We start from the raw sequence: 12,332 nt of genomic DNA, 5'->3' as shown, positions 1-12,332 counted from the left end.
GAGGTTAGATCCGTTGAACTAAAGATGATTTACGAGGAAACTCCGATGACAGGATGTTGGAATATAGAATAGTACAAGGGGGTTGGTTTGCTGTGACCAAGCTTTCGGATGCTGTATATTTAGGTCGTCTGCCCGATGTTCGCATGTCTTTTCAATTATTGGGGCTGCATGCAAGAAAAGTAGATTCCAGCTGGACTTATCCGTCTCATGAACATTCAATGTATGAAGTCCACTGGATGATGGACGGGCAGATGAACATGGTTGTCAACGGGCAGTCTTATCGTCAGTCGGTTGGCGACCTTCTGTTCATCCGCCCTGGTATGACCCACTCTTGCACCGGAGCCGGACCGGAGGGGTTCACTTATTTTTCCGTGCATTTCAGCATACACGATACATCCTTTTGCAGAGAACTTAACCGTTGCAAAGACATCTATTATCCGGCAAATTCGAATTTGGCTCTGGGGCTCTCCCCTTCCCTGTCTACCTTGTATGGTTTGGCCACAGAGCATTTGTCTAGCTCGCTATCTTCCTCCAAACAAATGAAGGTACATGCCGCCGTGTTTGAACTGCTTGGTTCCCTGGTCGGCCAGTTATCTCAGCAAGCTTCCGTTACGTTGTCGAGAAAAGAAACCATTGCCCATCAGATTGCCGAGCACATTGAGGATTCGGTAAGATATATCCATCTTCACGGGGAAATTCAGGAGAGCGATCGAACCTGGATTCAGGACATTGCCAAGTCGCTGAGCATTAGCCCGTCACAGGTTAATCGTATTTTTCGGCAGGTATACGGCATCGCTCCACGCAAGTTTCTATCCGAAACCCTTCTGAACGAAGCGCAGCGGCTGTTAAAGCAAACCGACCTGAACATAGACCATATTGCAATGATGCTGGGGTATAAGACCAATGCGCATTTTAGTCGCCAATTCAAGCGGTGGACAGGCATCGCGCCAAGCGAATATCGCAGTCATTCGCAGCAGGCAGGAGAAGCCAACGTTGTGGATGACTAAAAGTTTAATCATAAAAAAACCAATTGTATGAGCCGCATAGGCTGATCGGTCAACAAAACAGCTACTGGATGACCAGCAGCTGCTTTGTTTTGTCTGGATTGCTCAGATCATGTGTTTGAGGATTACGCTAAAATAAATGATGCAAGGCTTGCACTTCCAGAACCTCTGTACGTAAAATACAAAGCCTGTATACCATCCGGAATGGTCATCTCGACTGAATAGGGTTTCCAATGATTGGTGAAATGTACCGGGATTGTACCCAGGACATGACCGTCCCATGCGGTTTTGACCTCAAATACCCCGTGACAATATCCGCGCACCTTGATTGAGACTTCGCGAATTCCTTTGCAATCAAAATACTTAAATCCTGCAGTTGCGGATTCAACCATATTGGCAATATAACCAGTCTCTTCATCACCGTCTCTACCATCCTGGGTGATCTTTGGAAAGCGGCTGTCCAGCCAGGCTCCTGCCCCGAAACCTCCAGTGTATTTCTGATCATCTTTGGTCAAAAGATTACATGCAAGATATGCGGGGTACTCGCCTTTTCCTTCTAGCGGTCTCCCACTTGGACCAGAGGAGGTCATTTCCACCTGAGGAATGCTGCCGTCCTCTTTAAAAGATATCTTCTCAATACAGCCCTGTCGGTTGAATGCGTCCCCATTGGTATGACGGTGATAGAAGACATACCAGTCTCCGTTGATCTCCACAATGCTGCCATGGTTATTGCCTCCATAATACATGGGTTTGTCAGCAGGTTTGTAGGAGTCGATATGGAGATCACAGTTGCTTACGATGACACCCTGATATGTAAATCCTTTGTTTGGAAACTGACTTGTGGCATAACATAATTCATGCATAACGATGGAGGAATACACCAGGTAGTAGGTATCACCTCTCTTCCGGATGGAAGGGGCCTCAAAAAATTCATGGCCCTCATAACCGCTGCCCTCACTGTAAGGCTCGCTAGGTGCTACGAATACGGGTTCTTCCACAATCGTCAGCATATCCGGACCTAGCATCGTGCACATCGCGCCATGTCTTGATTGGTCTCCGGCCGCACAGAAGCCGGTATACAGATAAGTGAGCTGTCCTTCAGTCATCACGCCGGGATCGAACTGGGGCTCGTCCCCTTCTCTTTCGCCCAGACGAGTGCCGTCGTCATATTGTACATAACCATAGAATTCATATTTACCGGCAGGTGCATCACATACTGCCACAGAAACCACTGGCACTTTATCGAGTACATAATATAAATAGTACCGTCCATCCACGCCCAATGTTACATCCGGTGCATATAGACACATATTACCGTCGGGGTTCATCGGATCATCTGTTTTTTGATAAATGACACCCTCATTGTGCCAATTCCCAAGATCATCCACTGGTGCCGACCAGCACACGTAATCGTTCAGACAAAAGACATGTCCGTTGAACTTGTCATGTGATCCGTATACATAAACTCTGTCGTTAAACACGTAAGGCTCTCCATCGGGAACGTATTCCCAGGATGGAAGGTATGGATTTAAACCTTGTTTTTTCATTTAAAGTTGACTCCTTATCTAAAGTGATGTTGTATCAAGATTGAAGTAATGATGAGGTTATCTCTATTGCATGGAAGAGAAATTTCGTATAATTAGGAGACAACGATCATGTTCGTAAAGTGTTTTATACACTCCACAAAATGCTTGGTAAAGGTGAAGAACAATGAATACTATTTTTTACGTTGAATATGATGCTGCCCACCACAGTCCGTTTGTGTTTGACATTCCCGAAGGACATGATTGCTGGCTATTGGTCATTACGCATACTCCCGCTCTGTTCTGGGTCAATGGTACGCTTGAAGAATATCCGCCCCATTGTGCTGTTTTGTATGCACCGAATCAGAAAATATACTATCGCGGTTGTACAGAACAATATGTGAACGATTGGATTCGTTTTGCAAGTGATGAGCTGTATGTAACGGAAACGTCTCTCCCACTGGGCGAGCCCTTTCCATTAGATGATCACGAATATTGTCATAAGCTGTTTCAATTACTTGTCGCGGAGCACTCCTTCCAGAAAGACTACCGGGAATCATCAATTGATTATTTGTTTCGAACACTATTCAACAAGTTGCTGGAATCTTGTGTTCAACAGAACATTGGCCCGCAGCATTATCCACTGATGAAACTTCGAACAGCGATTCACAACAATCCGAGTCACCCATGGACAGTTGCTGGAATGGCTAAAACGATGAACATCAGCCCTGGGTACTTGCAGCTTATTTATAAAAAAGTTTTTGGGTTGTCCTGTATGCATGATGTTATCCATAGTCGAATTCGATTGGCCAAAGAGAATCTTAGACACCATCAATATACGGTTGCAGAGATTGCCGACAGGTGTGGATACCATAACGTGGAGCATTTTTGCCGCCAGTTTAAACAAATGACAGGTGTATCGCCTAAACAATTCAAGCAGCAGCTCTGAGCATCTGCACATGTGGAACGGACTCCCTCTGTTTCACAGGTTTTCCTCACAAGTTGGTAGCGCTCTCTTATGATTAAAGATAAAGTTTTGACCTAATGGATACAATGACTTATCCTGATCGATTATTGATTAATCCTCATCTAACGATCTCAGGAGACCTTATTTGGGAAATTGCTGTGAAAAGGGGCGTTTATCTTATATTGTGAGCTAAATAAGATTTCTGCTGTTCTTACAATTCCAGAAGGTCGTATTATGAGCGGCCGTTTGCTTCGTATCGCCAGAGGGGATAAGACCTCTCTTCCAGGATATGATCAGGACATTCTTATGCAAAACAATCCTTTTGAAACGTATACCGTGGTTGATCTGGCTGAAGAATATGCAGTGGTAAGGCACTCCACGCTTCTTCTGTTTCGTCGTCTGAGTCCCGAAGCTTGGATGCGCACAGGATTGGTCAACGATAATGTGGCTTCCGACCCATTGCTTACGTGATTACCGGGCATGAGCTACATCACTTGTCTGTACTTGGTGAGAATACAGCTGAAACGCAATCAAATAACTGCCAACAAAGAGTATTCTTTTGACTTGCCCGTCATTCTTAACCTGCCTACACTTGATTTCCATCCCAAAATGACATACATAGTGGTGAAAACGGGATGGGAAAGTCTACGTTAATGGAGTCGATTGCTGTTTCGTGGGGATTCAATCCTGATAGGTGCCCATTCATTCTATTTTTCTGTCGATTTTTGGCGTTTCATTGGAATAAAAAGAAAACAGCTAATTAATATCATTAGCTGCCTTCCCTGGTTATAACTGTGTTGTTTAAGTTGCTATCCTGCTTCTAAATTAACCCTTATAATAAAAGTCCGGTATACCCGTCCAACGTCTTTTCAGTTCATGTGCGATGGATTTCGGTTTGCGATCACGTGTGAAAATGCCTTTTTTATTGCCCTGTACACGAATAATTCCCTGACTGGTTGCAAAATCAGCAAAGTTCCATACTTGTTCTCCAACAAACTGTTCAAATTCATCAAACACCTCATGGTTCGCTCTGTAGAACTCAACTTGGTATTCTTCTGTAAACATCACAGGTTCAACATCGTGTAATCCGGCAACCGTGTCTGCCCCGTATTCGGTCATCATGAAGGGTTTGTTCGGGCATCTTTTTAGCCAGCCATTCAATTCGGCACGAAGCTTTTCCTTAGCTGAATCCAGATCGCCGCCATCCACATACCATCCATAATATCGGTTAAAGGTGAGGATATCCAACAGCTCTGCAATCTGATCTTTTTCAGGTGAGGATTCCATTTGAGTAACAATGGTAACCGGGCGTTTCTGGGGATCTAATTTTCTCGTTAAATCAATTAACGGTTTGAAATATTCATATGCCCCCTCTTCCTCAGAGGCAGGCTCGTTGGCTATATTCCACATGACCACACAGGGGTGATTTTTGTCTCGCTGAATGAGTTCTCGAATTACATCCTGATGATGTTCAAACGTATCAAGTTCATCCCATGTGTTCTTCAGCACGCCCCCGCGATGTACAACCAGCATGTTCAGATGCATACCCACCGCTGCCACCTCATCAATCACGACGAAACCTTCCCGATCTGCCAGTCGCATAACTTCTTCTGAGTATGGATAGTGTGCGGTACGGAAGGAGTTGGCTCCCGACCATTTCATTAGATTAAAATCGAGCACATTGGCTGCTTCATTCAAACCTCTGCCGTGTATTGTTGTATCCTCATGCTTGCCGTACCCTTTGAAGTAAAAAGGTTTATCATTGATCAGGAACTGGCCTTCCTTCACTTCAACACTTCTCACCCCAAACGGTTGTTCATAAACATCGATCGTCTCACCTTCGATTTCCAGTTCTACACGCAGCGTGTACAAATAGGCATTCAGCGGCTCCCAGAGTCTAACATCGGATAGGATCATTGTGCCTGACTCGCCTTCGAATTGTGTAACCAGAGTGCCGGTTTCATCGAGAATTTTAGCTTTAACCGAAGCCGAACCAGCAATATCAATGGAATAAAGAACCTGACCATGCAATTGCGTCACGATGGTGATATCTTTAATGTAGGTCTGCGGTGTTGTATATATTTTTACAGGGCGATGTAGACCGGCATAGTTAAAAAAATCGAAATTCGGCAGATTTTGCAGCGTTTTTCCCCCGTCAGAAACCTGTTTTTCAATGATGGAGCCAACGGGTAACGTTGTTTCATCCACGATATTATTTACAGCGACTGTTAGGAGATTCTTCCCATTATGCAGGTAACGGTTCATTTCAGCTTCAAAAGGTAAAAAACCGCCTTTGTGTTCCACAACGAACTCCCCGTTCACATACACTTTAGCCAAATGAGTAACTGAACCAAATCGTAATACAATTCTCTCTTCACTCATTACATTCGGCAGGATGATCTCACGCTCGTACCAGACCCAGCCAACATGGTCACGAATTTTTGCACTTACTCCGATGTCGTTATATGAAGCTGGAACTGCCATAGATATCGGATGCTGAAGTTTATCCTTTTGCCAATTTTCCTGAAATCCCTCTCCAGTATCCAGTTTGAAATTCCAAATGCCATTGAGATCGATGATATTACGTGTTTCGGTCAATATAGGATATAACATGCAAGCATCTCCTTCATTTTCTATTAAATAGGTGTTTCCTCTACCTCCCAGTCGGTTACACGTTTCAAATAGGTATTAGTTCATTCGCTTTTCTTTGATATCGCTTACAAGTTGTGCCGTGCGTTTTTTGTTTAATGGATACAAGAAAGCAATACAGATAAATACGAGAAACAGACCGATCGCTGGTACTAGCGTTGCCAAGAAATAAATGCCTTCAAGCGTACGTGGTGTTTGCACATGAAGTGTAGCTTTATACCCAACAGCTGCCATGGCTACCCCGCCTATCCCTCCCGCTACGGCCTGCCCGACTTTGCGTGAAAAAGAATAAATGGAATATATGGTCGCATCCTCGCGCAGCCCTGTGACATGTTCATGATAGTCAACCAGGTCTGTAATAAATGCCCAGCTGATCAGATTGAACAGAGCATAGCCAAACAACCCAATGAACAGAATCGCCATATATTGAATTGCCGATAGATTCGGAATGAAATATAACAGCAAGTAAACGCCTGAGGAGAGTAAAAAACCTGCAGCGGCTACTTCTTTTTTTCCGAACTTCGCTACGAGTGGTTTGACTAACGGCATACCAATAAATAAGGGTATAGACTGAACCAGACTAAATACACTAAGCAATTGAGCATTACCAAAATAGTCCTTAAACAAATACGTATTTACCGTACCAATCAACATTAAATTGATTAAGAAAATGAGTGATCCAATGAGAAAGACAATCAGCGGTCTATTTTTTAAAAGGCCATAAAGCGTTTTTCTCAAGTTGGTGTTTGGTTTCTCATTCACATTCGGGTTGACGCGTTCAAGCGATATTTTGTAACATGCCATGTAGGAAGCAATGGACAGAATTCCAAAAATGACGGCTCCCAGCAAAAAACGGCTAGCATTGGCTTCGTTATTTACAAATAACAGCAATGGACCCACAACACCGACAAATAATTGCGCCAAAGTGGCTCCCAGCGATCTCCATGTAGACAGCACTGTACGTTCTACGGGGTCTGCGGTAATGACCGAAGCCATGGAGCCGTAAGGGATGTTAACGGTGCTGTACAATGTCCCCCATAAAATGTAAGTGACATAAGCGTAGGCAAGATAGAATCCATCCGACATCCCTGGGATGTAAACAAACATCAGTACCCCGGAGATCACAAGTGGAAATGACATTCGATAAATCCATGGTTTAAATTTACCGTGTTTTGTTGCTTTCCGAGAGTCAATAAAGCGTCCCCAGGAGACATCTGCTATGGCATCCCATAAGCGTGCTAACAGGAATAATCCTCCGACCGCCGCCGGGTTAATATGAAATACATCGGTGTAATAAACCATCAAAAATGAGCCAACCAAAGCAAAAAAGAAATCATTTCCAAAATCACCAAACAAGTATCCGAATTTATCCTTATATCCAAAAGGACGCATAAAAATCCACCTCTTTCTTCAATATTTCACAATTTGGAATAACTGTATTGTATTTTGTTAATATGAATTAGACCATTTTGATAACGCTCTCATTTCATGATGTGAGTTCTCTGTTTATATTGGTTGAGTAGCTGATCCCCCTTAAACCCATGCTTGAAATCGATTTCATGACAAATTATAATCGGTCTTGTAACGTTTCATATGGTATGTTTCACATAGAAATAGGAATATTCACATTTGATTTTACTTGTGAGATTGGAACGGAGGTTTAGAGATGCATAACTGTCGTGCTGAAAATGTTGAATATATATGTAACATGACCCATCATTTATACAATGTACCTGTCTACTACTTTGATAACGGATACAAGCTAATCTACCAGGTCATACCTCCAAATTTTCAGCATAACCCGTTAGTCTCCTCCGATTATGAGATCATGACTGACCTATTTTCCAATACGGAAATACAGCAATTTCCTGTCTTTCGTGAAACGGTCTATCTGGAAAAATTTTTCGCAATACGTATTTATGCTGATCATGATTGGAAAGGAACCATCATTGTAGGTCCGATCATTAATTTTAAGATGACAGAGGAAATCATTCGGGTTACTTTAAGCGATTTGTTGAGCAAAGCGGATCACGAGGAGATGAAGATGTATTACAGTGGTGTCGCTGTAATGAGTACTTTTAATTTTATTAATCTGAGTATGACTGTTTATTTCATGCTCTATCAGCAACAGTTAACGCTGGACGATATTTTGATAAAAAATGAGAAAGATCGTTGTAAAAAAGCGTTAGAGATTGAGCAACCGTATAATCAAATCATAGACGACCGTCAAAATAATCTGATCCACACGGAAATAGATAAAGAAAAGAAAGTGTTTGATTTTATTCGGTTAGGCAGAACAGATCAAGTGCTTGAATCCTTTCATACTATTCATAAACAAGGCAAGAAAAGTGTGTTGTCCAAGACGAGTTATTTACGTAGTCAAAAAAATCTGGCGATCTCCCTCATCACTCTCGCGACTAGAGCAGCGGTAGAAGGCGGCGTTTTTCAAGAGATTGCTTATAATCTTAGTGATTTATATATCCTAAAAATAGAGGAATTAACGGATAGCCAAGCCGTGGAAGATTTAATGGAAGATGCAGTGGTTGAATTTTCGAAACGTGTGGAACATAGCAAAAAAAATAAATATTCGAAGCCAGTTAACATAAGCCAAAATTATATTTTCAACCATCTAAATGAACGGATTACAATTGCCCAGTTAGCTAAAATAACGTCCCTTCATCCTAATTATTTATCCAATCTGTTCAAAAAAGAAGTAGGCATCTCCATATCACAATTTATTCTGAAAACGAAAATTGAAGAAGCTGAAAGCCTGTTAACTTACTCCCATTATTCTTTAGCTGAGATTTCTACTCTCTTGAACTTTTACGATCAGAGTTATTTTGCAAAAGTATTTAAAACTTATGCAGGGTGTACACCCAAACAGTTCAAAGATCAAAGAAAGAATTCACTTGCTCAGACATAACAAAAAGCCGCTGCACACAGCGGCTTCTATGGGCTCTTTTGTTTACTCACCGGTTCGAGAACAGCCTATGATTTGCATAGGCGGCAGCACCAATCATGCCCGCTTGTCCTCCCAATTCGGCTTGCACAATGGTACAAGCTCCGTAAGCTAGCTGTAACGAATGCTTTTTGATGGTATCACGAACGGTGTTTAGAAGACGATCTCCGGCTGCGGACATTCCTCCACCAACAATAATCATTTCAGGATTGAACAGATTGATTACATTGGAAAGACCATATCCGAGAGTCTTTCCGGTCTCATGCATAACTTCAATAGCAAGTGAATCTCCAAGGTCGTATGCTTCCGAGATCATACGGGCAGTAATTGCAGCCCAATCCTCTCCCACCCAATTCAGAACCATACTTGACCGGCCTTCCTCAAGCTTGTCTGTAAAAGTTTTGACGATTCCTATCGCAGACACGTATCTCCCCAGACAGCCCGAACTTCCACAACGACAAGGTCGACCCTCACGGTACATATTCATATGACCGATTTCGCCCGCACTCGATGTAGTGCCGTAGAGGACCTTTCCGTCATTGACAATACCAGATCCCAGACCAGTGCCTAACGTAATCAATATCAGGTTTTTAGATCCAATGCCTGCACCAAACAGCCATTCACCATACAGATTTACCCGAACATCATTGTCGATATAAATGGGGAATTCAAAATGATTTTTCATATAATTGACTACATGAATGTTCTCCCAGTCTGGAAAATTAGGTGAAAATATGGATAGTCCCTGCTCAGGATCTAATAATCCAGGGATGCCCATACCTATGCACAGAATAGAAGCTTGCTGGATTCCTTCATAAGACAGCATCTCTTGGATAATGTCTACCATTCGGTTTAATACATGAAACGGTCCTTGTGTCGCCTCCGTAGGGTCACTTCTTTCATGAATTTTTTGAAACTCCAGGTTGAAGATGGCGGACTTTAATATTGGTTCCACCCAGATCAATTCCGATGATGTATTTTCGCATAATAATCTCCGCTCTCATTTATTTTGATACCGAGAAACGTTCCCCACTTGAGCAGGAATTGGTCATATCTGATACGCAAAACACACGTGATTCTCGTTATAACTTTGTTATACACCAAAAAGATCTCTTGAGCAGTGAATGCTTACCCATCACTGAAATTACACTGGATCTGGAGTTCCAGTCCTGCTTCTCGATTTCTTAAATAGCAGTATCGCAAGAAGTAAAGCAATTCCTACAGCTCCAAACCCCAACCAATTCAAATACAGGACAGATGTACGACTGATCACAATCCCACCTAATCCAGATCCCAGTGCAAAACCAAATTGGATAAATGACGTATTTACGCTAAGGGCAATGTCGGGATTACGAGGTGCCAGTGTAACCAGATATAGTTGCTGGGCCGGAGATATGCTCCACGTTGCTAACATAAAAATCATTAAAACCAAGATTAACATCATAAGATTAACTCCAGCTAGAGCAAACAAAAGAAGAGTTATGCCTTGTAACAGAAGGCCTAGACAAATTGTAAACTTTGATCCCTTTGCATCTGCCAATTGTCCGCCCACTTTTGATCCGACAAAGCTGCAAATTCCCGCGAGAAACAGAACACCGCTTATCTCGGTCATAGTAAGAGTGGATGTAGCTTGCAAGAAAGGCGTAATATACGTGAACAGTGTCGAATAACCGCCGATATACAATAATGTAATAAGCAAGGCAGTCAGAATGAGTGGATTTTTTAAAATGGAGAGTTGCATTCTGAGGGTGATCTTTTCTTCCTCTTTGATTGCCGGAACCTTTTTGTAGATAATAAGTAATGGAAGAACACTTAACAATCCAATGAATATAAATAGAACTCTCCATCCAAACATTTCACTAAAAAATGTGCCCAATGGGACACCGAGCACTAGCGAACTGCTTAGCCCCATCAAAATGATGCCGATGGCATTGCCCCTTTTTTCTTTTTCAACCAGTCGTGTCGATACGGCCATTGCTACTACGGTAGCCACTCCTCCGCTAGCCCCTTGAATAATTCGCACCCATAGTAAAGTTTCGTAAGAAAGGTCAACAAGCATAAGTCCGTTGCTGGCAATAAACACACTGAGGGCGGACAACAGTAACTTCTTGCGATCCATATTTATTGTAATTGCAATGAGAATCGGAGCGATAATGGCCGCTGCCAGAGCGAATACAGTCACCAGTAAACCCACTTCGGAAGTAGATACGCTCAAGTCTGAGGCGATCATTTCAATGACTCCTGTAATAATGTATTCAAGGGTTCCAATCAGAAAAACAGCCAATGCCAAGATATATATAATCCATTTATTTTTCAATTTACTCCACTCCGTCTTCTACAGTTATCTATTTAGTATGGGGATTTGTATTTCTATCAATTGTGCATCTTGTTCTTGAGATAAGGGTAAGTACAGTTCCCTACCAGACTCGTTTTCCTTAATCTGATAGTTATTCTTCTCAATCCATGTAGCTAGATGAACACAGGCTTTACAGGCAAAGGTGGCATTGGAACGATAAGCTATGGTGGCCATCATGGGCTCAGCAGGAAGAGTCCGCAGTTGAAATGGGTCGGGAGGTGATCGCAGCTCACAGCTTAAGAAGTAACCTATTTCAAACTCGAACTCTTCCTCTTGTCCTGCGATTTCTTTCCACAAAACAACCTGAGGTCCGTCGATCAGTTGGCGCATTTCTTTTGTTAATGACTGATCAAACTGATGAAATAAACTCGGGATCTCCTCTTCCCTCCCGCTCCCTGTCTGAAAAAGAAACTGCCGAGCACCCTCCTCTTTGATTCGAATTTCTTGCCCAGTTTCGACGTGCCCCTCTTCCTCTATAAGCTGCATGCGTTCCTCAATCCGGACGAGTTTGGCTTGTTCCGTATCAATAATTTGTTGAATTTCGCTTCTTTTTAGCTTAAACATGCCTTGAATATTCTCCAATGTAATATGTTCCTGTAACAGCTGTGTAATTTGTGGCAACGTGAACCCCAATTCTTTATAAATGAAGATTCGGTTAAGCTCGAGAAGCTGATCTGCGGAATAGTAACGGTAACCCGTATCGTGATCTACCTTTCTCGGCTTAAGTATGCCAATCTGATCATAATAACGCAGTGTTTTTAATGAGACCCTACTTAGCTTGGAAAACGCACTGATTTTGAACAACATATCATCTCCAATCTTTTAACATAATGCGAGTATATAGTTTCCCGTACAGGGGAAAGTCAAGGGTATA

The 12,332-nt window shown here is 42.5% G+C and carries 10 protein-coding genes; 4 read left to right on the top strand and 6 right to left on the bottom strand.

Going from position 1 to position 12,332, the window contains the following annotated elements; all coding sequences use genetic code 11:
- Positions 1 to 92 precede the first annotated feature (92 nt).
- On the top strand, positions 93 to 1,007 hold the full coding sequence (locus AC6CIF_RS12145; RefSeq protein WP_498199822.1) for an AraC family transcriptional regulator: 915 nt from the start codon (positions 93 to 95) through the stop codon (positions 1,005 to 1,007).
- 122 nt (positions 1,008 to 1,129) lie between these two features.
- On the opposite strand, the gene AC6CIF_RS12140 is transcribed toward AC6CIF_RS12145, so the two are convergent.
- Positions 1,130 to 2,551 carry a family 43 glycosylhydrolase gene (locus tag AC6CIF_RS12140; RefSeq protein ID WP_498199821.1) on the bottom strand — a complete coding sequence of 474 codons (1,422 nt, stop codon included), beginning with the start codon at positions 2,549 to 2,551 and terminating at the stop codon, positions 1,130 to 1,132.
- A gap of 163 nt (positions 2,552 to 2,714) precedes the next feature.
- Between AC6CIF_RS12140 and AC6CIF_RS12135 the strand changes: the two genes are divergently transcribed.
- Positions 2,715 to 3,476: a helix-turn-helix transcriptional regulator gene (locus tag AC6CIF_RS12135; protein WP_498199820.1), complete on the top strand. Its 762-nt coding sequence runs from the start codon at positions 2,715 to 2,717 to the stop codon at positions 3,474 to 3,476.
- Between the two features lie 252 nt (positions 3,477 to 3,728).
- Positions 3,729 to 3,965, top strand: a complete 237-nt coding sequence (locus AC6CIF_RS12130) for a hypothetical protein (RefSeq protein WP_498199819.1) — start codon at positions 3,729 to 3,731, stop codon at positions 3,963 to 3,965.
- A 354-nt stretch (positions 3,966 to 4,319) separates the two neighbouring features.
- Here the strand turns inward: AC6CIF_RS12130 and uidA are convergent, their stop codons facing one another.
- Both uidA and AC6CIF_RS12120 read right to left on the bottom strand, forming a co-directional pair.
- The gene (gene uidA, locus AC6CIF_RS12125) at positions 4,320 to 6,107 is read right to left on the bottom strand and encodes a beta-glucuronidase (protein ID WP_498199818.1); all 1,788 of its coding nucleotides are present in this window, start codon (positions 6,105 to 6,107) and stop codon (positions 4,320 to 4,322) included.
- 75 nt (positions 6,108 to 6,182) lie between these two features.
- Entirely contained in the window at positions 6,183 to 7,535 is a 1,353-nt protein-coding gene (locus tag AC6CIF_RS12120) for an MFS transporter (protein ID WP_498199817.1), read from the bottom strand.
- 274 nt (positions 7,536 to 7,809) lie between these two features.
- Between AC6CIF_RS12120 and AC6CIF_RS12115 the strand changes: the two genes are divergently transcribed.
- Complete coding sequence (locus AC6CIF_RS12115) at positions 7,810 to 9,066, top strand: helix-turn-helix domain-containing protein (RefSeq protein WP_498199816.1); 1,257 nt, start codon at positions 7,810 to 7,812, stop codon at positions 9,064 to 9,066.
- A 46-nt stretch (positions 9,067 to 9,112) separates the two neighbouring features.
- Here the strand turns inward: AC6CIF_RS12115 and AC6CIF_RS12110 are convergent, their stop codons facing one another.
- From AC6CIF_RS12110 to AC6CIF_RS12100, 3 genes are all read right to left on the bottom strand, one after another.
- On the bottom strand, positions 9,113 to 10,057 hold the full coding sequence (locus AC6CIF_RS12110) for an ROK family protein (protein WP_498199815.1): 945 nt from the start codon (positions 10,055 to 10,057) through the stop codon (positions 9,113 to 9,115).
- Between the two features lie 189 nt (positions 10,058 to 10,246).
- Entirely contained in the window at positions 10,247 to 11,419 is a 1,173-nt protein-coding gene (locus tag AC6CIF_RS12105) for an MFS transporter (RefSeq protein WP_340904743.1), read from the bottom strand.
- Positions 11,420 to 11,443: 24 nt separating this feature from the next.
- Positions 11,444 to 12,262, bottom strand: a complete 819-nt coding sequence (locus tag AC6CIF_RS12100; RefSeq protein ID WP_498199918.1) for a MerR family transcriptional regulator — start codon at positions 12,260 to 12,262, stop codon at positions 11,444 to 11,446.
- Positions 12,263 to 12,332 lie beyond the last annotated feature (70 nt).

This window comes from Paenibacillus sp. GQ49 (assembly GCF_059759055.1).
Note: the sequence above shows the minus strand (reverse complement) of the source record. Positions and strands in the feature narration are given on the sequence as shown.

What these genes read in the sequence shown, in the direction of transcription:
- AC6CIF_RS12140 (WP_498199821.1), bottom strand. Translation starts at nt 2,551, where the DNA reads ATGAAAAAACAAGGTTTAAATCCATACCTTCCATCCTGGGAATACGTT.
- AC6CIF_RS12135 (WP_498199820.1), top strand. Translation starts at nt 2,715, where the DNA reads ATGAATACTATTTTTTACGTTGAATATGATGCTGCCCACCACAGTCCG.
- AC6CIF_RS12130 (WP_498199819.1), top strand. Translation starts at nt 3,729, where the DNA reads ATGAGCGGCCGTTTGCTTCGTATCGCCAGAGGGGATAAGACCTCTCTT.
- uidA (WP_498199818.1), bottom strand. Translation starts at nt 6,107, where the DNA reads ATGTTATATCCTATATTGACCGAAACACGTAATATCATCGATCTCAAT.
- AC6CIF_RS12120 (WP_498199817.1), bottom strand. Translation starts at nt 7,535, where the DNA reads ATGCGTCCTTTTGGATATAAGGATAAATTCGGATACTTGTTTGGTGAT.
- AC6CIF_RS12115 (WP_498199816.1), top strand. Translation starts at nt 7,810, where the DNA reads ATGCATAACTGTCGTGCTGAAAATGTTGAATATATATGTAACATGACC.